The sequence below is a fragment of the Stakelama flava genome, from assembly GCF_019351405.1.
Taxonomy (GTDB): Bacteria; Pseudomonadota; Alphaproteobacteria; order Sphingomonadales; family Sphingomonadaceae; genus Sphingomonas; species Sphingomonas flava_A.
Genome location: NZ_JAHWZX010000006.1, coordinates 154556 through 176459 on the forward strand (window position 1 = coordinate 154556; position 21904 = coordinate 176459).

22 protein-coding genes are annotated in these 21904 nt (G+C 61.2%); 13 read left to right on the plus strand and 9 right to left on the minus strand.

The features are described 5' to 3' along the window. Window positions 1-5: 5 nt before the first annotated feature. The 3 genes from aspS to KY084_RS08600 are packed head-to-tail and all read left to right on the plus strand — an operon-like array spanning window position 6 to window position 3229. Window positions 6-1847, plus strand: a complete 1842-nt coding sequence (gene aspS, locus KY084_RS08590; protein WP_219238047.1) for an aspartate--tRNA ligase — start codon at window positions 6-8, stop codon at window positions 1845-1847. A 24-nt stretch (window positions 1848-1871) separates the two neighbouring features. After that, entirely contained in the window at window positions 1872-2450 is a 579-nt protein-coding gene (locus KY084_RS08595; protein WP_219238048.1) for an HD domain-containing protein, read from the plus strand. Then, complete coding sequence (locus KY084_RS08600; RefSeq protein WP_219238049.1) at window positions 2447-3229, plus strand: polyphosphate kinase 2 family protein; 783 nt, start codon at window positions 2447-2449, stop codon at window positions 3227-3229. Before KY084_RS08595 ends, KY084_RS08600 begins: the two co-directional genes overlap by 4 nt. A gap of 6 nt (window positions 3230-3235) precedes the next feature. Here KY084_RS08600 and KY084_RS08605 read toward each other — a convergent pair whose 3' ends face one another. Further along, window positions 3236-3865 (minus strand): carbonic anhydrase, encoded by a 630-nt coding sequence (locus KY084_RS08605; RefSeq protein WP_219238050.1) that lies wholly within the window; start codon window positions 3863-3865, stop codon window positions 3236-3238. A gap of 64 nt (window positions 3866-3929) precedes the next feature. On the opposite strand from KY084_RS08605, the gene lipA reads away from it, so the two are divergent. Beyond that, window positions 3930-4862, plus strand: coding sequence for a lipoyl synthase (lipA, locus tag KY084_RS08610; RefSeq protein WP_219238083.1), 933 nt, complete (start codon window positions 3930-3932; stop codon window positions 4860-4862). Continuing rightward, on the plus strand, window positions 4862-5356 hold the full coding sequence (locus KY084_RS08615) for a type II toxin-antitoxin system RatA family toxin (RefSeq protein WP_219238051.1): 495 nt from the start codon (window positions 4862-4864) through the stop codon (window positions 5354-5356). Before lipA ends, KY084_RS08615 begins: the two co-directional genes overlap by 1 nt. Here KY084_RS08615 and KY084_RS08620 read toward each other — a convergent pair. The 3 genes from KY084_RS08620 to KY084_RS08630 are packed head-to-tail and all read right to left on the minus strand — an operon-like array spanning window position 5284 to window position 7551. After that, window positions 5284-5820, minus strand: coding sequence for a CinA family protein (locus KY084_RS08620; protein ID WP_219238052.1), 537 nt, complete (start codon window positions 5818-5820; stop codon window positions 5284-5286). The genes KY084_RS08615 and KY084_RS08620 overlap by 73 nt on opposite strands. A 4-nt stretch (window positions 5821-5824) precedes the next feature. Beyond that, on the minus strand, window positions 5825-6394 hold the full coding sequence (locus tag KY084_RS08625) for a hypothetical protein (protein WP_219238053.1): 570 nt from the start codon (window positions 6392-6394) through the stop codon (window positions 5825-5827). Continuing rightward, window positions 6391-7551: a bifunctional 2-C-methyl-D-erythritol 4-phosphate cytidylyltransferase/2-C-methyl-D-erythritol 2,4-cyclodiphosphate synthase gene (locus tag KY084_RS08630; protein ID WP_219238054.1), complete on the minus strand. Its 1161-nt coding sequence runs from the start codon at window positions 7549-7551 to the stop codon at window positions 6391-6393. The genes KY084_RS08625 and KY084_RS08630 overlap by 4 nt, the downstream gene beginning before the upstream one ends. Window positions 7552-7641: 90 nt before the next feature. Between KY084_RS08630 and dusB the strand changes: the two genes are divergently transcribed. The 8 genes from dusB (at window position 7642) to KY084_RS08670 (ending at window position 17409) form a co-directional block, all read left to right on the plus strand. After that, the gene (gene dusB, locus KY084_RS08635; protein WP_219238055.1) at window positions 7642-8640 is read left to right on the plus strand and encodes a tRNA dihydrouridine synthase DusB; all 999 of its coding nucleotides are present in this window, start codon (window positions 7642-7644) and stop codon (window positions 8638-8640) included. Further along, the gene (locus KY084_RS08640) at window positions 8616-9722 is read left to right on the plus strand and encodes a two-component system sensor histidine kinase NtrB (RefSeq protein WP_219238056.1); all 1107 of its coding nucleotides are present in this window, start codon (window positions 8616-8618) and stop codon (window positions 9720-9722) included. The genes dusB and KY084_RS08640 overlap by 25 nt, the downstream gene beginning before the upstream one ends. Next, window positions 9719-11158 carry a nitrogen regulation protein NR(I) gene (gene ntrC / locus KY084_RS08645; protein ID WP_219238057.1) on the plus strand — a complete coding sequence of 480 codons (1440 nt, stop codon included), beginning with the start codon at window positions 9719-9721 and terminating at the stop codon, window positions 11156-11158. The genes KY084_RS08640 and ntrC overlap by 4 nt, the downstream gene beginning before the upstream one ends. A 59-nt stretch (window positions 11159-11217) precedes the next feature. Then, window positions 11218-13461 (plus strand): sensor histidine kinase, encoded by a 2244-nt coding sequence (locus KY084_RS08650; protein ID WP_219238058.1) that lies wholly within the window; start codon window positions 11218-11220, stop codon window positions 13459-13461. Continuing rightward, window positions 13458-14840, plus strand: coding sequence for a nitrogen assimilation response regulator NtrX (ntrX, locus tag KY084_RS08655; protein ID WP_219238059.1), 1383 nt, complete (start codon window positions 13458-13460; stop codon window positions 14838-14840). Before KY084_RS08650 ends, ntrX begins: the two co-directional genes overlap by 4 nt. A 160-nt stretch (window positions 14841-15000) precedes the next feature. Further along, window positions 15001-15492, plus strand: a complete 492-nt coding sequence (hfq, locus tag KY084_RS08660) for an RNA chaperone Hfq (RefSeq protein WP_219238060.1) — start codon at window positions 15001-15003, stop codon at window positions 15490-15492. Beyond that, complete coding sequence (hflX, locus tag KY084_RS08665; protein ID WP_219238061.1) at window positions 15489-16781, plus strand: GTPase HflX; 1293 nt, start codon at window positions 15489-15491, stop codon at window positions 16779-16781. The genes hfq and hflX overlap by 4 nt, the downstream gene beginning before the upstream one ends. Before the next feature lie 169 nt (window positions 16782-16950). Then, the gene (locus KY084_RS08670; RefSeq protein WP_219238062.1) at window positions 16951-17409 is read left to right on the plus strand and encodes a GNAT family N-acetyltransferase; all 459 of its coding nucleotides are present in this window, start codon (window positions 16951-16953) and stop codon (window positions 17407-17409) included. Here KY084_RS08670 and mazG read toward each other — a convergent pair. The 5 genes from mazG to metG are packed head-to-tail and all read right to left on the minus strand — an operon-like array spanning window position 17393 to window position 21903. After that, window positions 17393-18127: a nucleoside triphosphate pyrophosphohydrolase gene (gene mazG, locus KY084_RS08675; protein ID WP_219238063.1), complete on the minus strand. Its 735-nt coding sequence runs from the start codon at window positions 18125-18127 to the stop codon at window positions 17393-17395. The two genes, KY084_RS08670 and mazG, sit on opposite strands and share 17 nt — an antisense overlap. A 50-nt stretch (window positions 18128-18177) precedes the next feature. Further along, window positions 18178-18807, minus strand: a complete 630-nt coding sequence (locus KY084_RS08680) for a retropepsin-like aspartic protease family protein (protein ID WP_219238064.1) — start codon at window positions 18805-18807, stop codon at window positions 18178-18180. Further along, window positions 18804-19568, minus strand: a complete 765-nt coding sequence (locus tag KY084_RS08685; protein ID WP_219238065.1) for an MBL fold metallo-hydrolase — start codon at window positions 19566-19568, stop codon at window positions 18804-18806. Before KY084_RS08685 ends, KY084_RS08680 begins: the two co-directional genes overlap by 4 nt. Then, a complete protein-coding gene (locus KY084_RS08690) occupies window positions 19565-20344 on the minus strand; it encodes a TatD family hydrolase (RefSeq protein WP_219238066.1) in 780 nt (259 codons plus the stop codon). Before KY084_RS08690 ends, KY084_RS08685 begins: the two co-directional genes overlap by 4 nt. After that, on the minus strand, window positions 20341-21903 hold the full coding sequence (gene metG, locus KY084_RS08695) for a methionine--tRNA ligase (RefSeq protein ID WP_219238084.1): 1563 nt from the start codon (window positions 21901-21903) through the stop codon (window positions 20341-20343). Before metG ends, KY084_RS08690 begins: the two co-directional genes overlap by 4 nt. Window position 21904 lies beyond the last annotated feature (1 nt).

Consider the following 21904-nt stretch of genomic DNA (forward strand, 5'->3'; position numbering starts at 1 on the left):
CACGAATGCACGCCTATCGCACTCATACCTGTGCCCAGCTTCGCGCCGCCGATGTCGGGGCCGAAATCCGCCTTTCGGGCTGGATCCATCGCAAGCGCGATCATGGCGGCGTGCTGTTCGTCGATCTGCGCGACAATTTCGGGATCACCCAGATCGTCGCCGACAGCGATTCGCCCGCGCTTGAGGTATTGGATCGGCTGCGCGTCGAATCGGTGGTCACCATCGACGGCTTGGTGAAACAGCGCTCCGATGAAACGAAAAACGCCAATCTGCCGACTGGTGAGATCGAAGTGTTCGCGCGCGGGGTCACCGTTCAGTCGGCGGCGCAGGAATTGCCGATGCCGGTGTTCGGTGATGCCGAATATCCGGAGGATATCCGCCTGCGCTATCGCTACATCGATCTGCGGCGGGAGAAGGTGCACAAGAATATCAAACTGCGGTCGGACGTTATCGCGTCGCTTCGCCGCCGGATGATCGATCAGGGCTTCACCGAATTCCAGACGCCGATCCTGACGGCATCGTCGCCGGAGGGCGCGCGCGACTATCTGGTGCCCAGCCGCGTGCATCCGGGCAAATTCTATGCGCTGCCGCAGGCGCCGCAGATGTTCAAGCAGCTGCTGATGGTGGCCGGTTTCGACAAATATTTTCAGATCGCGCCTTGCTTTCGCGACGAAGACGCGCGCGCCGATCGCAGCCCCGGCGAATTCTATCAGCTCGATTTCGAAATGAGCTACGTCACGCAGGAAGACGTGTTCGCCGCGATCGAACCGGTGCTGCACGGCGTGTTCGAGGAATTCGCGAACTGGGAAGGCATGGGGCGCAGCGTCAGCCCGCTGCCGTTCAGGCGCATTCCCTATCGCGAATCGATGCTGAAATACGGCAACGACAAACCGGATCTTCGCAATCCGGTCGAGATCACCGACGTATCGTCGCATTTCGAAGGATCGGGCTTCGGCCGCTTCGCCTCGATCGTCGAGAGCGGCGATGTGGTGCGCGCCATTCCCGCGCCGGGAACAGCGGAAAAGAGCCGTAAATTCTTCGACGACATGAACAGTTGGGCGCAGGGTGAGGGTTTCCCCGGTCTTGGCTACGCCACGCGCAAGGGCGGCGAATGGGGCGGCCCGATCGCCAAGAATCATGGGCCGGAAAAGATGGACAGGCTGGCCGATGAACTCGGCCTCGGTCCCGATGACGGGCTATTCTTCGCTGCCGGAAAGGAAGCGCAGGCGGCAAAGCTTGCTGGTCTTGCGCGCACGCGCGTGGGTGAACAACTCGACCTGATCGATCAGAAGCGGTTCGAATTCTGCTGGATCGTCGATTTTCCGATGTTCGAATATGACGAGGATACGAAGAAGATCGATTTCAGCCATAACCCCTTCTCGATGCCTCAGGGCGAGATGGACGCGCTGGAAAGCAAAGACCCGCTCGATATCCTAGCCTATCAATATGATATCGTGTGCAACGGCGTCGAACTGTCATCGGGTGCGGTGCGGAACCATCGCCCGGACATCATGTATAAGGCGTTTGAGATTGCCGGGTACAGCCAGCAGGACGTGGACACCAACTTTGCCGGAATGATCAACGCGTTCAAATATGGCGCTCCGCCGCATGGCGGATCGGCGCCGGGTGTCGACCGGATCGTCATGCTGCTCGCCGACGAACCCAATATCCGCGAAGTCATCGCCTTCCCGATGACTCAGCGTGCCGAGGACCTGATGATGGGCGCGCCGAGTGAGGTGTCGCCCAAACAGCTTCGCGAACTCAACATCCGCCTGGTTGAACAGCCGGGTCAGGGCGGCGAGGCGAAAAAGGACACCGCCGAGGCAGTCTCGCCCGACGCGGGCTGATAACGATGGTAAGGAGTGATGCGCATGCAGCAGGCGATCGATTTTGTTATGGAAATCGACAAGCTCAAGCGCGTCACTCGCAAGACAAAGCCACTGGGCCTCGACCGCTACGAAAATTCGGCTGAGCATAGCTGGCAGATTGCGCTGTTCGCGAATGCGCTTGCACCCTATTGCGATGATCCGGTCAATCTCTCGCGGGTTGTGCAGATGCTGCTTGTCCATGATCTGGGGGAGATAGATACCGGCGATACCCTTGTATTCGCCGATATCGACTGGGCTGCTGAGAAGAGTGCCGAAAAGGCGGCGGTCGAGCGGATCATGGGCTACCTGCCGCCCGAAATCGCCGGACCGTTGATCGATCTTTGGATTGAGTTCGAGGCGAATGAAAGTGGGGATGCGCGTTTTGCCAACGCGATTGATCGCGCGATGCCGGCACTGCTGAACCTCAACAATGAAGGGCAGAGCTGGCGCGAAAACGGCATCAGTTACAGTCAGGTGGTGAAGCGGATCAAGGGTCCTATTCGCGGTGGCTGCCCACGCCTTTGGGAATATATGGAACCTCGTTTGGCGAAGGCGGACGAGCAAGGGTGGTTCGGAGCATGACGATCGATCTTGGCGATTACGAAATCGGCGCGCATTTCGATGGCGATTATTCGGACGCGCTGAAGGCGATACAGAAGCGTCTGGCGCATATTCAGGTTGCGCATATCGTTCGCGGTCGTGCCGCAATGGTCGTTCTGGAGGGCTGGGACGCAGCCGGGAAGGGCGGGGCGATCAAGCGGATGACCGCCGAATGGGACCCGCGCTATTTCGAGGTATGGCCGATCGCCGCTCCCAGTCAGGCGGAGAAGGAGCATCATTTCCTCTGGCGATTCTGGCAGCGGCTCCCCGCAAAGCGCAACATCGCCGTTTTCGACCGCAGCTGGTACGGCCGCGTCCTCGTCGAACGCGTCGAGGGCTATGCCGAGGAAGCCGAATGGCGGCGCGCTTATGACGAGATCAATGAATTCGAAGCGCAGCAGGCCGATTGCGGCATATCGATCGTGAAGCTGTTCTTGCACATCACGCAGGCGGAGCAGGACGACCGGCTGCGCGAGCGAATCGACAATCCGTGGAAACAATGGAAGACCGGAGCGGATGATTTTCGCAACCGCGCCCGGCGCGAGGCGTATTGCGCCGCAATGCACGACATGTTCGCGCAAACCGATACACGCTGGGCACCCTGGACCGTGATCGACGCCAATAACAAAAAGGCGGCGCGGATCGCCGCGCTGACCGCAGTAACGGACCAGCTGGAAGCGCACGTCTGCATGGACCCGCCCGATCTTGATCCCGAACTTTACGAACTCGCGGAAAAGCAGCTCGGTAAAGGCAAAGACTGACCTTCGTCAGGCTGGCGCGAACGCGCCGTCTTCGCCCATAAGATGCAGGATGCCGTCACGGATCGCGAAATAGGCGCCGTGAAGCGACAGGGTGCCGTTGCTCACCCGATCCGCGACAAAACGGAAACTGCGCAGGTTCATCAACGAAATACGCACGGTTTCCAGTTCGAGTGCGCGCGTCCCTTCCTCGCCATCGCCATATTCGGTGACGATCCGGTCACGCGCATCGTCCAGCATGTCGACCCAATGCGCGATGAAGCCGCCTTCCCCCTCCGGCGCGTTGTGAAAGCGCCGCGACAACGCCGCCTGGCATCCGCCGCACGAACCATGTCCCATCACGACGATATGCGGCACCTCCAGCTGAGTCACCGCGAATTCCAGCGCAGCCGAGACACCGTGGCGGCCGCCGCCTTCTTCGAACGGGGGAACCAGATTGGCGACGTTTCGAACCACGAAAATCTCTCCGGGGGAAACATCGAAAATCTGCGCCGGGTCGACGCGGCTGTCCGAACAGGCGATCACCATCACCTGGGGCGACTGTCCTTCGCGCAGTTCGGCCCAGCGATCATGCTGGCGCGGCCAGTCATTGTTGCGAAACCGGCGATAGCCGTCGAGCAGGTATGAAAATCCGTTCATGGCATCGCTTTCGCATTGCACGGCGGGGGTGGCAAGCGGCGCAATGCATCGCTATCTGGAAAGCATGAACGACGTTACCGACCTCGCCCGGCCGCCGCGCCAGCGCAAGCCCGACTGGATCCGTGTAAAGGCGCCGACTTCGGTCGGCTTTGCCGAGACCAAAAAGCTGATGCGCGAGAAGAATCTCGCCACCGTCTGCGAAGAGGCCGCCTGTCCCAATATCGGCGAATGCTGGACCAAAAAGCATGCGACGGTGATGATCCTGGGTGATACTTGCACGCGCGCCTGCGCCTTTTGCAACGTGAAGACCGGCATGCCGCGCATGGTCGATCCCAAAGAGCCGCAGCATGTCGCCGATGTCGCGGTGCAGATGGGGTTGAAGCACATCGTCATCACCTCGGTCGATCGCGACGACCTGCCCGACGGTGGTGCCCGCCAGTTCGTGAAGGTTATCGAAGCGCTGCGCAGCCAGGCACCCGATACGACGATCGAAATCCTGACCCCTGATTTTCGTAACAAGGTCGATCGCGCGCTCGAAATGATCGTCGAGGCGCGGCCCGATGTTTTCAACCACAATCTGGAAACCGTGCCGCGGCTCTATCCCACGATCCGCCCCGGCGCGCGCTATTATGCGTCGCTTCGCCTGCTGGAAAAGGTGAAGGCGCTCGACCCGTCGATCTTCACCAAATCGGGCATTATGCTGGGTTTGGGAGAGGAACGGCTCGAAGTGCATCAGGTGATGGACGACATGCGGTCGGCCGATATCGATTTTCTGACCATGGGCCAGTATCTCCAGCCAACGCCGAAACATGCCAAGGTCGCCGATTTTGTAACCCCGCAGGCGTTCAACGCCTATGCTTCGATCGCGCGCGCCAAGGGGTTCCTGCTGGTCGCCAGTTCGCCGCTTACCCGGTCAAGCTACCATGCGGGCGACGATTTTGAACGTCTACGCGCGAATCGGGAGGCGCGTCTGGCGGCGCAGGCGGCGAGGGGCTGATGCCCAAACACACCGAAACGCGGCATCTTCGCTACACTCCCGAACAAATGTTCGACATGGTTTCGGACGTCGGGGCGTATGACGAATTTCTGCCCTGGGTCAGTGCCATTCGCGTTCGTTCGCAATCGGAGAGCGAAATGGTCGCCGACATGATCGTCGGTTTCAAGGGGCTGCGCGAAACCTTCACCTCACGCGTGAAGATGGAGCGGCCTGACCATATTCATGTCGAATATGTCGACGGGCCGATGAAATATCTGCACAATGACTGGCAGTTTCGTCCCGATGGGGAAGGCGGCTGCTATGTCGATTTCTGCGTCGATTTCGCGTTCAAGAACCGGATGTTCGAAATGCTCGCCGGGCAGGTGTTCGACCGGGCATTGCGGAAAATGATCGGCGCGTTCGAACAGCGCGCCGATCAGCTCTATTCGTCATCGGATGATGAGAACGGCTCAGCCCCCGGCATCAATAGTTCGAGCGCGCATAACGCGGCCTGAAGCCGGATCGAACCGCGACCTTCATTATCGAAATGGCGCGCGTCGGCGACGACATTTTGTGGATCCGCGCCGCGTTCGGCGCGGGCGAACACCACGGTGCCCACCGGCTTTTTCTCGGTCCCGCCGTCGGGGCCAGCGATTCCCGTGATCGCTACGGCAACATCGGCATCGCTATGTTCCAGCACGCCCTGCGCCATGCTCCAGGCAACGGCGATCGACACCGATCCGAAGGTTTCAAGCAGGTCCAGACTGACGTCGAGAACGTCGAGCTTCGCGTCGTTCGAATAGGTAACGAACCCGGTTTCGAATATGTCGGAGGAACCCGGTATTTCGGTCAGCGCAGCACTCACCAGCCCGCCGGTGCAGCTTTCGGCCAATGCGATCCGGCGATTGGCGGCGCGGTTCGCATCGACCACGCGTTTGGCGCTTTCGTACAGTTTGTCGGGAAGAACACGGTCGGTCATCGGATTATTTCTCCGGCCCTTCGCAGATGGTGAATAGCGGATTGCCGCCCGCCGTCTGCTTGTCTGAGGCACGCTTGTCGAGGTCAAATTGCAGGATCAGGACCAACAGTCCCGAAATGTTGCGCGCGGGCAGCGGGTCGATCAGCGAAAGCGCCTGATCGATCCGCCGACATTCGCCCCCATCAATATTTTGGGCACCCATCTTCGCCGCGACGAGCGGGTCGATCAGCGGCAGGATCATCTCCGGCGGCAGCGCCGACAGGTCGATCTGGCCCGCGCTACTGCCCACCAGTCGGGCGATACCCTTCATCGCATCGGGTAATTGGCCCCTGGCGGCTGCATCAAGCTTTGCGACAAGCCGGTCGCCGGACTGGTTCATGTAGGAAGATCGCGCCAGTTTCGGCACGCATTGCGTGCGCAGGGCGCGCACCGCGCTGGGCGCGACAACGCTCGCTACCGACTGGGCTTCGCCCTTGGTGAAGCAGGGCGCAGCCGCATTCGCCGACGATGCGAGGGCAAGGCCGCTGATCGCTGCCCACCCCGTCGCAGCTGCGGCGATTTTCCTGACGTTCATCGGGCAGTCTCCGCAATCCGGATTGTCGCCGCCGCTTGCGCGGCGATTCCTTCTCCACGGCCGGTAAAGCCCAGCCGCTCCGTCGTCGTCGCCTTGATGCTAATCCGCGTCTCGGCGACCCGCAACAGCCCTGCGATGCACGCGCGCATCGCGTCCCGATACGGGCCGATCCTGGGCGCTTCGCAAATGATCGTCAGATCGATGAAATCGATCCGTCCGCCAGCGGCTGCAACAAGATCGCGTGCATGTTCCAGAAAGCGCGAAGAGGGTGCACCACGCCATTGCGGATCGCTGGGCGGGAAATGGGTGCCGATATCGCCGGCCCCTGCCGCGCCGAGCAATGCATCGGTTACGGCGTGCAGCGCCACATCGGCGTCACTATGCCCCGAAAGCCCCTTGTCGTGATCGATCCTTATGCCGCCAAGCCACAATTCCTCCCCCGAAACCAGACGGTGGACATCGAACCCCATGCCGGTTCGCGTGTGGAATGCGTCGGCAAGCGCGGTTTCGGCGGCGCGGAAATCAGCAGGGTAGGTGATTTTTTCCAGCATGCGTTCTCCTTCGACCGACGCTACGCTAATTCCGGCGGCGCGAGCTATCTGGGCATCGTCGGTCGCCGCTTGCATATCCGGCCAGTTCCGGTGCGCCGCGAGAATCGCATCGAAATGAAATGCCTGCGGTGTCTGCACGCGCACCAGATGTTCGCGCGGCACCGCATCGCCCAGCATTTCTCCCGCAACGGCCAGCGTATCGGCCACAGGCAATACCGGAACGGCGGCCCTGTGGAATCGAAGCGCGTCGAGCAGGCGGTCGATTACGCCATGGGAGAGAAAGGGGCGGGCGGCGTCATGGATGAGCACGTGCCGCGCGCCGCCTTCCAATGCGAGTGCTTCCAGTCCCGCCAGCACCGACTCGCGCCGCGTCTCGCCGCCGGGAACGTACCATACATCGCCCACCGCATCGTTCAGCATTGCCTGCTGATCGGCGCCGGTGACGATCACAATCTCGTCTATTGCGGGATGCGTGCGAAGCGCCGACAGGCTGTATGCGACCATTGGCCGCCCCGCCAATGGCGCGAACTGTTTGGGAACGGGCGAACCCGAACGGGTGCCCGTACCGGCGGCGACGATGATCGCGGCGATACGCTTCAATGTCATGGCCGCGCGGTAGCGCAACACCGCTTCCGCCGCCAGCCTTGCGAAAAACGCGCATGTCGCGTACAGCGCTGCCTAAATTTCAGGCACATTATGACCAAACTTACCCCAATCCAGATCGGACCCGTCCGGATCGAAGCCCCCGTGCTGCTCGCGCCGATGACCGGCGTAACGGACCTGCCGTTTCGCCGCGTCGTTCGCCGCTTCGGTTCGGGGCTGAACGTCACCGAAATGATCGCCAGCCAGGCGGCAATTCGCGAAACGCGCCAGTCGGTGCAAAAGGCGGCGTGGGACCCGATCGAGGAACCGGTTTCGATGCAGCTTGTCGGCAATACGCCGAAGGAAATGGGCGAGGCGGCGAAGTTGAACGAGGATCGCGGTGCTGCGATCATCGACATCAATATGGGTTGTCCGGTGCGCAAGGTGACGAATGGCTATGCCGGTTCGGCGCTGATGCGCGAACCGCGCCTTGCAACCGAGATTATTGAAGCGGTGGTCAAGGCGGTCTCGGTTCCCGTGACGCTGAAAATGCGGATGGGCTGGGATCATAACAGCCTGAACGCCCCCGAACTCGCGCGCATTGCGGAGGATATCGGCGTAAAGATGATCACCGTGCACGGCCGAACCCGGTGTCAGATGTACAAGGGAAGCGCCGACTGGGCGTTCATCCGCAAGGTGAAAGAGGCGGTGACCGTTCCGGTTATCGCCAATGGCGATATCTGCACGATCGAGGATGCCCGCGAAGCGCTTGCCCGGTCCGGCGCAGACGGCGTCATGGTCGGGCGCGGCGCTTATGGCCGCCCTTGGCTGCTGCGCCAGATGATGGGCGCGCTGACCGACGGGACGGCGCTGCCCGATCCGTCGCTGGATGAACAATATCGTGTAATTATCGATCATTATCACCAGATGCTCGACCTGTATGGTAATCAGGTGGGCGTTAACATGGCGCGCAAGCATATCGGGTGGTACACCAAGGGGCTGACCGGATCGGCCGAGTTCCGCAACAAGGTGAACCAGGAACCAAATCCCGATCGGGTGCTGGCGATGCTCGACGAATTCTACGCGCCATGGCGCGTTCGGGCGGCGGCTTGAAAAAAGGTGGGGCAGGGGCCGGTCCGGCCCTGAAGGGGGAGGATCTTTTCGCCTCGCTTCCCGTGGCGGCGCTGCTGATCGATCCGTCCGATTGCGTCGCGCGTGCCAATGCCGCGGCGGAGCATCTCCTCAACCAGTCGGAACGCGGGATGCGCGGCCAGCCGCTCGATACGCTGATTGACCTTCCCGCGGGCTATGCCGACCGGCGGCCCAGCCTGGGTTTTGCTGCGTTCGATGCGGATATCCATATCCTTCGCGGGCCGCGGATACGCGCCGATTTCGTCGAAGGATTCGTGGCCGACCATCCCGATTGGCGGATCGTCACGCTGCACCACGCTCCGGCCGGACGACGGATGGGCCATGGCATCGACCGGGCGGCGGGCGCGCGCGCCGCGATCGGCGCGGCGGCGATGCTGGCGCATGAGATAAAGAATCCGCTTTCCGGGATTCGCGGCGCCGCGCAATTGCTGGCAAGCGGCGTCGATTCGCCCGAGGAACTGACCGATCTCATCACATCCGAAGTCGATCGCGTCGCCGCGCTGATCGACCGCATGGAGGATTTCACTGACACGCGGCCGTTGCGATTGCAGGCGCAGAGCATCTACCCTTTGTTGGGTCATGCACGCTCACTTGCCGAAGCGGGCTTTGCAAAGGGGGTGACGATCGAGGAAAATTACGATCCGTCGCTGCCGCCCGCGCTGCTTGACCGCGACGCGTTTCTTCAGGTGATGCTGAACCTTCTGAAAAATGCGGCCGAGGCAACCAATGAAACCGTCGCCCCGCGCATCGGCATCACCACCGCCTACCGCCACGGCATGTCGATCAGCGTCGAGCCGGGGCAGCCGCGCCGCCCACTGCCGATCGAGATCACCGTCAGCGACAATGGTCCCGGCGCCCCGCCCGATATCGCCGAACATCTGTTCGAACCCTTTGTTTCCGGAAAGCCTGAGGGAAAGGGCCTGGGCCTGCCGCTGGTCGACAAGCTGATCCGCGACATGGGCGGGATCGTTCACTATGCGCGCGAAGGCGGTGAACGGCCGCTCACGTTGTTCCGCATTTTTCTGACAAGGGCGCAGGCATGAAAACCGCGGATATTCTGGTCGTCGATGATGATGCGGCAATCCGTACGGTCGTCGCTGCCGCGTTGAAGCGCGCAGGACACCGGGTGCGCACCGCCGAAACGCTGGCGCAGGCGAAGACGCAATTCGCGAAGACGCCCGACCTGCTGGTCACCGATGTCGTGCTGCCCGATGGCGATGGCCTGGAAATGGTGTCGCGCATCGTCCGCGATCATCCCGGCCTTCCGATCATCGTGCTGTCGGCGAAGAACACGCTTTCAACGGCAGTGCGCGCGACGGAGGCGGGGGCGTTCGACTATCTGCCCAAGCCGTTCGACCTCGATACGCTTACCGCCGCAATCGCCAGTGCATTGGAACGCAATCCGGCGGCGAACGCGGGCGATGAGGGTGCGCCCGACGAAGCGCTTCCGCTGATCGGTCGTTCGCCCGCAATGCAGGACGTGTATCGGACGATCGCGCGCGTCGTTTCGACCGACCTTACCGTTCTGGTGTTCGGCGAATCGGGCACGGGTAAGGAGCTGGTGGCGCAGGCGATCCACGATCTTGGCAACCGCCGCGATGCCCCCTTTGTCGCGCTCAACATGGCCGCGATCCCGCGCGAATTGATCGAGGCGGAACTGTTCGGCCACGAACGCGGCGCCTTCACTGGCGCGCAGGCGCGCGCCGCGGGCAAGTTCGAACAGGCATCAGGCGGCACCTTGTTTCTCGACGAAATCGGCGACATGCCGATGGATGCGCAAACCCGGCTGCTGCGCGTGCTGCAATCGGGCGAATTCATCAGTGTGGGCGGATCGCGAACCATTCGCGCCGATGTCCGGATCGTCGCTGCCACCAACAAGGATCTTTCGCGCCTTGTCGCGGAAAACCGGTTTCGCGAAGATCTGTTCTACCGCCTGAACGTGGTGCCGATCACCATGCCGCCCCTGCGCGAACGCCCTCAGGATGTTCCACTGCTCGCACGCCATTTTCTGGACCGGGGCGCAGAGCAGGGCCTGCCGCGGAAGCGGCTTGCCGACAGCGCCATCGAATTGCTGAAAAACTATTCCTGGCCGGGCAATGTGCGCGAACTGGAAAACCTGATGCGTCGGATCGCGGTGCTTGGCCGCGACGATGTGATTGCTGACGAAGAAATCCGGGCGATGCTGGGGGAGGGCAGCGATCTCCCCGCACCGGCGTCGCGGGAAGGGGGGCTGGCCGAATCAATTCGCGCACGGCTGAAACAGATGGCATTGGCGCAGCCTGCGCTGCTGGAAGACGGTTCGCTGTATGACCGGATCATCGCCGAGGTGGAAAAGCCGCTGATCGAAGTCGTACTGGAACGAACCAACGGAAATCAGCTTCGCGCCGCCAAGGCACTGGGCATCAACAGAAATACGCTGCGCAAAAAGTTAGACATGCTGAAAATCGACGCCGGAACGCGATCGAAGGGTGCGGATTAGCGATGGTTGACAGTAATTATGTGTTTTACCGGTCACCATAACGTTGTATTTTAGCAACGATGGTTGCGGTGCCCGCTATTTCTACCTGGTTCGGCCGGCTGCGGCGATGGCCGATTTATCCGGTGATAGAAGTGCTTGTGTTGGCCGCGGCGCTGGCGATCGCGACCGGTACGTATTTCCTGATCGACGGACAGAATTCGCCACGGTTGCTGACACCGCCGCTGGTTGCGCTGATCCTGGTGGCAAACCTCATCCCCTGGATGGCGTTGCTGGTGCTGATGGGACGACGGCTTGCCAATCGTCGCGCGGCGCGGTCGACCAGCGGCGGGAAGGGGCGTCTCCATGTCCGACTGGTCGCCATTTTCTCGGTTCTCGCCAGCGTGCCGATGCTGCTGGTCACGATCTTCGCATCGCTGCTCTTTCAATATGGCGTCGAATTCTGGTTTTCCGACCGGGCGCGATCGATGCTGGAAAACGCGTCGATGCTGGCGCAGGAAAACTATACCCGCGAGCTGGACCGCGTTAATTCCGAAACGCTCGCAATGCGCAAGGACCTGCGCTTCTATCTTGAATCGATGCCGATCGACGGTTCACGGTTCAGCGAAGGGTTCGGCTATCAGGTCTATGTTCGCAATCTTTCAGAAGCGCTGATCCTGACGCTTTCCGATGATGGCGATGTGCAGGCGCTCGCGCTGGTCAACCCCTATGATCGCGATCTGAAGCAGGTCGTCACGCCGCAGATGATCGCGGCACTGAAACACGGCAAGAAAAGCGTGATCGTTCGCAGCAATGACCGCGCGGGCGTCGTCACGACATTTGCGCCGGACGAAGGCGTCTATCTGTACGCGGCACGGGTGTTCGAACCACAGCTTGCCTCGCAGATCAGGCGCGGACAGACGATCCTTAACGATTATCAGACATTGCGCCAGCGCTCCCGACGGTTGCAATTGCAGTTCAACGCAGCGTTGTTTGTGGTTTCGCTGCTGATCGTGGGGCTGGCGGTGTTTGTCGCGCTTGCCGTTGCCGATCGTCTGGTGCGCCCTGTCGGCGATCTGGTTGATGCCGCGCGCCGGGTGGCTGGTGGTGATCTGACCGCGCGCGTGCCCGATCCGACATCGGAGGATGAGATCGGCACGCTGGCCTTCGCCTTCAACCGGATGACGGGGCGGCTTCAGGAGCAAACCAACGCGCTGGTCGCGGCGAACAACCAGATCGAAAGTCGCCGCGCGCTGATCGAAGCGGTGATGTCGGGCGTGCGCGCCGGCGTCATTTCGATCGATGATGATCGCACCGTTCGCCTGATCAACCGTTCGGCGATGGAAATGCTGCGCACCGGAGAGGAAGCGCCGGTGGGCGCACCGCTGGGCATGATTGCTCCCGACCTGGAAGCAGTGCTGGATCAGGAGGGGCGCGAAGCGATCGTTCAGATGACGATCGCAGGCGAAGCGAAGACATTCGCGGTGAAGATTACGCGCGACGAAAACAACCGGATTCTTACCTTTGACGACATCACCCAGCAGTTGCTTGATCAGCGCCGCGCGGCCTGGTCGGATGTCGCCCGTCGTATCGCGCATGAGATCAAAAATCCGCTCACCCCGATCCAACTCGCCGCCGAACGTCTTCAGCGCCGATATGGCAAGAATATCGACCCGTCGGACGCCACCTTTCCGCGGCTTACCGAAACCATCATCCGTCAGGTTGGCGACCTGCGCCGGATGGTCGACGAATTTTCCTCCTTCGCGCGCATGCCCAAACCGGTCTTTCGCGATGAATCGCTGGTCGACATCGTCCGTCACGCCGTTTTCCTGCACGAAGTCGCCCATTCCGATATCCACTTCCGGATCGATCAGGACGGCACGATGCCGCATCTGGTTTGCGACCGCCGGCAGATCGGGCAGGCGCTAAGCAATCTGGTGAAGAATGCTGTGGAAGCAGTTGAATCTAAAAATGATAATGAGAATCACGGCGAAGTCTTGGTCACCGTTTCGTCGGGTGAGGCGGGGCATGTCATCGTGTGCGTGCTCGACAACGGTATCGGCCTTCCGGTTGAGCGTGACCGGATCGTCGAACCGTATATGACTACCCGGTCGCGCGGCACCGGGCTTGGCCTCGCCATCGTCAAGAAGATCGTCGAAGAGCATTTCGGCACGATCGAATTTTCGGATCGTGCCACCGGCGGCACGCAGGTTCGGCTGAGCTTCGATGCCGGCGTGCTGGCTGGACTTGCCGAAACCGGCGGGGAGGCTTCGGGCGAAGCCGAAACCCCGCATCCCGTACTTACCAGGAACAGGAAAACCATATGACGCTGGATATTCTGGTCGTCGATGACGAACGAGATATTCGCGAACTCGTCTCAGGCGTGCTCGAGGATGAGGGATTTGAAGCGCGCACGGCCGCCGACAGCGATGCCGCGCTTGAGGCAATCGCGACGCGGCGTCCCTCGCTGGTGCTGCTCGACGTCTGGCTGCACGGGTCGAAACTCGACGGGCTGGACGTGCTTGACGAGATCAAGCGACGCGATCCCAGCCTTCCGGTCATCGTGATTTCGGGGCACGGTAATCTCGATACGGCCGTCGCCGCGATCCGCCGGGGTGCGGTGGATTTCATCGAAAAGCCGTTTGAAGCGGATCGGCTGCTACTGCTGATCCGGCGCGCGACCGAAAATGAGCGGCTTCGGCAGGAAGTCGCTACCCTGCGCGTGTCCGCAGGTCTGGAGGATGACCTCACCGGAACGTCGAGCGCGATCAACAACGTCCGCGCCACGTTAAAACGCGTCGCGCAAACGGGCAGCCGCGTCCTGATTTCGGGTGGCGCGGGGATCGGAAAAGAGGTTGCCGCGCGCCTCCTCCATTCGTGGAGCCATCGCGCCAAGGCGCCGTTCGTGGTGGTGAGCGCCGCGCGGATGACGCCCGAACGTGTAGAGGAGGAGCTGTTCGGCGTGGAGGAGGGCGGCGATCTGGTCCGTCCCGGCCTGCTGGAGCAGGCGCATGGCGGCACGCTGTTCCTTGATGAAATCGCCGATATGCCCCTCGCCACGCAGGCGCGAATTCTTCGCGTTCTCACCGATCAGAGTTTCAGCCGCGTCGGCGGCCAGCGCGTGGTTAAGGTCGATGTCCGCGTCGTATCGGCGACCGCACGCGAACTGACCGATGAAATCGCCGAGGGGCGCTTTCGCGAGGACCTGTTCTATCGACTCAACGTTGTCCCGGTGCACTTGCCGCCGCTTGCCGAACGGCGTGAGGACATTCCGCCGCTGGTTGAACATTTCGTCGCCCAATACGCCGCCGGCCGACGCGTGCGCACGCCGGAAATCGCACCGGAAACGATCGCCGCGCTTCAGGCCTATGACTGGCCCGGCAATGTCCGCCAGTTGCGCAACGTGGTCGAACGCACGATCATCCTTGCGCCCGGTGACCGGATCGGGCGGATCGACGTCGACCTGCTCCCGCCCGAAGTGATGGGCGGCGGCAGTGACGACGATGGCGGACTCGCCAACCCTTCGATCATGGGAGCGCCGCTGCGCGAGGCGCGCGAAACGTTCGAACGCGAATATCTCAGGGTGCAGATACGCCGCTTTTCGGGCAATATTTCACGAACCGCCAGCTTTATCGGCATGGAGCGATCGGCACTGCACCGCAAATTGAAGCTGCTCGGCATCAACGAACATCGCGGCGACGAATAAAGCTGCGGCAAACCCCGTCCGCCATACGGGATATGGACGCGGCTGAGACGCTGCCTTACATTGCCCGTCCGTCCGCGCTTTCGGTGAAGGCCGTGGCGGTGAAAATCTGACGCCCGAAATGGGCGCGCTGCGGGAAAACCCGCCAACATAAAGGCCAGCAATGCCAGAAAAAAACAGCTCGCTACAGGATCTTTTCCTCAACTCCTTACGGCGGTCGAAGACCCCGGTGACGATGTTCCTCGTCAAGGGCGTGAAGCTTCAGGGCATCGTGACCTGGTTCGACAATTTCTCCGTGCTCCTGCGGCGCGATGGCCAGTCGCAGCTCGTCTACAAACACGCCATTTCGACCATCATGCCGTCGGGCGCGGTCGACCTGCCAGCCATTGTCGACGGCGTGTCGCACCAGCACAGCCGTAATCCCCTGCTTCAGGAGATTTTCCTGAACGCCGTGCGCAAGGGGGAGGAGCCGGTAACGATGTTCCTTATCAACGGTGTGATGCTGCAAGGTCAGATCGCTGCGTTCGATCTGTTTTCGATGCTGCTTCAGCGCGACGGGATGGTGCAGCTCGTTTACAAGCACGCGGTATCGACGATACAGCCAGCGAACCCCGTCGATCTCGCCGAAGAGCAGGCGAGCGCCGAGGGCGATTGAGTACCGGGTTCGATCGCGAGGCAGGCGAGTTCGCACGGGGCGCCAGTGCCGTGGTGGTGCTGCCTGACCTTGGCACATCGCCACGCGATGCCGAAGCACGCGTCGAGGAAACCGTGGGTCTTGCGGCCGCGATCGGTATCGACGTTCGCGCGCGGCTGACCTATCGCCTGCGCCAGCCCAAACCAGCGACGATGCTGGGCAGCGGCCAGGTCGAGGCGGTCGCCCAAACCGTAGCCGAGCAGGAGGCGCAACTGGCGATCTTCGACGCCTCGCTCAGTGCGGTTCAGCAGCGTAATCTGGAAACGGCGCTTGGGTGCAAGGTGGTCGACCGGACTGGCCTGATCCTGGAGATTTTTGGCGAACGCGCGCAGACTGCCGAGGGGCGGTTGCAGGTGGAGCTCGCCCATCTCGACTATCAGGCGGGGCGTCTGGTACGAAGCTGGACGCATCTTGAACGGCAGCGGGGCGGCTATGGTTTTCTTGGCGGGCCGGGGGAAACCCAGATCGAGGCGGACCGGCGACTGATCCGCGACCGCATGGCCCGGTTGCGGCGCGAATTGGAACAGGTCAGCCGTACCCGCTCTCTACACCGCGACCGGCGGCAGCGCGCGCCATGGCCGGTGATCGCGCTGGTCGGCTATACCAACGCTGGAAAATCCACGCTTTTCAATCGCGTTACTGGCGCTGACGTCATGGCGGAAAACCTGCTTTTCGCGACGCTGGATCCGACGCTTCGCAATATCGAACTGCCCGGCATCGACAAGGCGATGCTGTCTGACACGGTCGGCTTCGTATCCGACCTGCCGACGCAACTTGTCGCGGCGTTCAAGGCAACGCTGGAAGAGGTGGTGTCCGCCGACCTGCTCGTCCATGTTCGCGATGTGTCGCATCCCGACACCGAAGCGCAGGCCGACGATGTCGAAGCGGTGCTGCGCGATATCGGCGTGGCGGAGGAAACGCCGAGGTTCGAAGCGTGGAACAAGGTCGATCTGCTTCATGGCGAAGCTCGTGAGCGAGCACTGGGCGAGGCCGAAGCGCGCAGCGACGTTTCACTGATTTCAGCACTGACAGGCGAAGGGATCGGAGCGCTGCGCGACAGCCTGTCGGCACGGCTGACCGCCGGGCATCGCCGGTATCAGATCATACTCCCCGCCGGCAACGGCGCGGCCGCGGCTTGGCTTCACGCGCATGGCGAGGTACTCGATCAGTGGATCGATGGCGAGAAGGCGGGGTATGAAGTGCGCCTGTCCGCCGCCGATTATGACCGGTTTCGCCAGCGCGATGCCTGAATGGGGACGCCCCGCCATCGTCCGCTGGCTTGAAGCGCGGTCGATCTGCCGGGCACTGCCACGCCCTGTCGCCGATTCGGGCGGGTGGCGCGTCGACACTGACACTGACAGAGAAAAACGCCGCTACCTGTTCGCCGAACCGTGCGAGGAAATCAGCGCGCTCGCTCGGTTGGTCGAAAAGCCGCGAATTTCCATAAAACTTCTCGGCGACTGCGACACGTTGCGGCGTTTATTGCCTAGCAATTGGCAGGTGGCGCAGCAGATGTACGCGATGATGCGCCACGGTGACGCTGTCGATCCGACACCGATACCTCCTGAATATCACCTCGATGCCACTGACGGGAACCAAGGCGTCGCCGCTTTCATCTTCGATTCGAAAGAACTGCTTGCCGCCAGCGGATATGCGGTCGAGCATGCTGGGCTGTTCGTCTATGATCGGATCATCACTGAACCGGACTATCGCCGGCGCGGGCTGGGGCGGCATATCATGGCGGCGTTGGACAACCGCCGCTTCAGTACGGAATCGCAACGATTTCTCGTCGCTTCCGCCGAAGGAAAGGCGCTATACGAATCGATAGGCTGGTCGGTGGTGGCGCCGTATAGCAGCGCGGTCATTCCCGGCGTTTGACGCGTTGCCAGAGCGCTTCCTTGGCATCGAGGTCAAGCGCCGCGAAATGCTCTCCGCTTTCCGCCTCCATCGCGCGAAACCGGTGCTCGAACTTGGCATTGCCGACGCGTAACGCGGCTTCCGGATCAATGCCGAGTTTGCGCGCCCAGTTGACCACGGCGAACAGCAAATCGCCCATTTCCTCTTCCCGCGCCGCCGGGGAGGGGGCCTGCGCCACCTCTTCCATCTCCTCGATGATCTTTGCACGCGCGCCATCGGCATCGGGCCAGTCGAAGCCGGTACGAGCGGCACGTTTTTGCAGCTTTTCAGCGCGCATCAGCGCCGGCAATCCGCGCGCAACACCGTCCAGGGCACCAGCCTGCGCCTTCGCGCCGCGCTCTTCAGCCTTTATCTGTTCCCAGCCCGGCGATTGTTCTGCTTTCCCGAAAATATGTGGATGACGCCGTTCCATCTTGTCGCTGATCGCGTTCGCCACATCGGCAAGGGTAAACAGACCCGCTTCCTCCGCGATACGTGAATGAAAAACTACCTGAAGCAGCAGGTCGCCCAGTTCATCCTTCAAATCGCCCATGTCCGAGCGCTCGATCGCATCGGCAACTTCATATGCTTCTTCGATTGTATAAGGAGCGATCGTTTTGAATGTCTGCGCACGATCCCATTCACAGCCCGTTTTCGGATCACGCAATTTCGCCATGATGGCGACCAGACGCTGAATCATGGGGCCTCTCCTCCAAACACCTTAGTTCGATAATATATATTATGTTAAATCTACGATGGCGTCGCGGCGTTGGTCGCGTCAGACGCTTCGGATTGGTCAGGTTCCAGTATGAGTGTGCTTCCTTCCACCCGCCAGGATCCCAGCTGTGACAGAAAATTCATTCCCACAACGTCCAGATTGCCGAACCGGTCGGATACAACCGCATTCAGGTCATTCGCTTCCAGATTGCCAAGCTGCAGCTTCTTTATCGTCGCTCGCTTCGCCATAACCGTTCCATTGGCGGTATTCAGCATGACCGGAAATCCGCCGTCGCTGATTTCGATCCCGGCGGCATCGGCCGTACGCTGCGACAGTGCCGTTATCGTAGCGCCGCTGTCGATCAGCATCCGGCGCTCCACACCGTTCAGCTGAACCCGCGCCCAGAAATGTCCGTCGGGCGACATGCGGATGCGCGTCGTACCGCCCTCGACCTTCTGATCGCTCAGCCCAATTCTTGCGGCGAGATCGGCCAGCTGATCGCGATGATCGACCACCATATAGGCCAGCCCGGCGACGATCGCCCAGCCGATCAGCGAACGGATGATCGCGCCCAGGCTCGGGCGGCGCGCGAACAGGGCCGACAGCACCAGAATGATGCCGCCTATAAGCCAGATAATGTTAACCGACTGACCGTCGCTCATGCCGTGATTTCCAGCCCATCATAGCCGGGCACCACCCCGCGCGGCAGTTCATGGATGAGCGCTGCATAGTCCATGCTATTGTCCATATGCATCAACGCAGTGCGGTTCGGTTTGAACCGTTTAACCCATTCCAGCACCTGCGCCAGATGCGGATGTGTCGGATGCGGTTTCCGGCGCAATGCATCGACGATCCAGATATCAAGACCTTGGTACAGTCTTTCCATATCCGGCGTCATCTCATTGAAATCCGTCGCATAGCCGATTCGATTCCCGCCATGTTCGAAGCGCAGACCCGACGAAAGGATATTGCCATGCGGCTGGTCCACCGCGCGGATAGTGATATCGCCGATGGTCAGCGTATCGGGCAGTGTTTCCATGGAAACCGTGGGCCGGTATCCGGGCCTTCCCGAAAAGGCATAGCTGAAGCGATCGGTCAGCCGTTCGGCGGTGGCCGACCGCGCAAGGCCGCGAACGGGATGGCCCAGCGCATGAAAAACCTGCCGCAGATCATCCAGCCCGTGGCAGTGATCGGCGTGATCGTGGGTCCAGATCACCGCATCGACGGTTTCGACGCGAGCGGACAATAGCTGTTCGCGCATATCCGGGCTGGTATCGATCAGGATGCGCGTGGTTGCACTGCTGACCAGCATCGAGGCGCGGGTGCGGCGGTTCTTCGGCTCGTGCGGATCGCAGTTTCCCCAGTCATTACCGATGCGCGGAACCCCGGAGGAGGTGCCCGATCCGAGAATCCGTATCTTCACGCGAGCGTTTTGGCGAACAGGCGATGAAAATTCCTCCGCGTCGTTTCCGCCAGCGTCTCGGCCGTTTCGCCGCGCAGATCGGCAAGGAAACGGCAGGTATCGGCAACGAACGCCGGCTCCCCTTTCTTGCCGCGATGCGGCACCGGTGCGAGAAACGGTGAATCAGTTTCTATCAACAGCCTGTCGGCCGGAAGCTGCGCCGCCGTCTCCTGAAGATCCTTCGCGTTCTTGAAGGTCACGATGCCCGATATCGAGATGTAGAACCCCAGTTCGATTGCGATTTCGGCGAATTCGCGACTGGCGGTGAAGCAGTGGATTACGCCGGGCAACGCCCCCTTCCCCGCTTCTTCGCGCAGGATACGCGCCGTATCGGCCTCTGCATCTCGGGTGTGCACGACGATGGGAAGTCCGGTCTCCCGACTTGCCGCCAGATGTGCGCGAAAGCTTTTTTGCTGCCGGTCGCGATCCGAATGATCGTAATAATAATCCAGGCCACTTTCACCAATGCCAACGATGCGCGGATGGCGCGCGCGCGATACCAGCTTTTCGGTATCGACATCGGGATGGTCATCGGCCTCGTGCGGATGGATGCCGACCGTGGCCCAAACGTCCGCCTCGCGCTCGGCGGTCGCCTGAACCGCGTCCCATTCGCTTTCGCGCGTTGCAATGTTCAGCATCGCGACGACGCCGGTTTCACGCGCGTTGCGAAGAATTTCGTCCTGGCGCTCCTCCAGGCCTTCATAATTCAGGTGACAATGACTGTCGGCCAGCTTCATGCCGCCGGTTCCTCCGCTTCCTCCAGAATCAGTCTGGGAAATATGGGGGCTGGAGCGGCGATCGTGAACCCGGCAGATTTTTGTCGGTCATACCAACCATCGTCCTCGATGGCAGCATGGCTGCGATCGGTGACGCCGAGTTGGTCGAGCATTTTGGCCGCCGACATCGGCACCACCGGTTCGATATTGACGGCAAGTTCGCGAATGGCGCGGACCAATGTACCCAGAACCGCGTGCATCCGTTCGGGATCGGTCTTGCGAAGCGCCCATGGCGCCTGCGCGTCGATATACTGGTTGCAGGCGAAAACCCCCGCCATCCATGCGTCAAGCGCCTGGCTGAGCGAAAGCGCCTCGAAAGCGGCGCGATAGCCACGGCACGCGGTGCGAACTTCATCGAGCAGCGCCTGATCCGCAGGATCGGCGCGCCCTGCATCCGGTAACGCACCGCCCAGGTTTTTGGCGATGAACGAAAGCGTTCGCTGGGCAAGGTTGCCGAAACTGTTGGCAAGGTCCGCATTGGCCCGCGTGACGATCGCCTCAGCCGAAAAACTCCCATCCTGCCCAAAGCTGATGTCGCGCAACAGGAAATAGCGCAGCGCATCGACGCCATAGCGTTCAGCCAGCGCCTTAGGATCAACGATATTGCCGGTCGATTTCGACATTTTCTCGCCCCGGTTCAGCACGAAGCCATGGCCGAATACCTGACGCGGGAGCGGCAGCTTCGCACTCATCAGGAAGGCCGGCCAGTAAACGGTATGAAAACGAACTATATCCTTGCCGATCAGGTGCAGGTCCGCAGGCCAGTATCGGTTGAATTGTTCGCGATCATCCGGATAGCCGATGCCGCTGATATAGTTGGTCAGCGCATCGACCCAGACATACATGACATGACCGTCGCTGCCCGGAACCGGCACGCCCCAATCGAAGCTGGTGCGGCTGACCGACAGGTCGGCCAGCCCGCCTTCGACAAAGCGCAGCACTTCGTTGCGACGGCTTTCAGGACGGATGAAATCGGGGTTGTCGCGATAGAAATCGAGCAACGGCTGCTGATATTTGGAAAGCCGGAAAAACCACGTTTCTTCGGATGTCCATTCGACCGGGGTGCCCTGCGGCGACAGTTTCTGCCCCCCCTCCCCGTCGGTCAGTTCCTTTTCTTCATAAAAGGCTTCGTCGCGAACCGAATACCAGCCTTCATAACGATCAAGGTACAGGTCGCCCGCAGCCTCCATCGCGTTCCATATCGCCTGGCTTGCGGCGTAGTGCTGCGGCTCGACCGTGCGGATGAAACGATCATAAGAGATATTCAGAACATCCGCTATCTCGTTGAAGTATCCGGACATCTCATCCGCTAACGCGCGAACGTCCATATCGCGGCCGCGCGCGGTCTGAACCATTTTCAGGCCATGCTCGTCGGTGCCGGTCTGAAACCGTACGTCGCGCCCCGCCTGGCGATGAAAACGGGCGAGCGCGTCGGCGGCGATCATTTCATACGCATGGCCGATATGCGGCCGGCCGTTGGGATAATGGATCGCGGTGGTGATGTAATAGGGCTTTGCCATG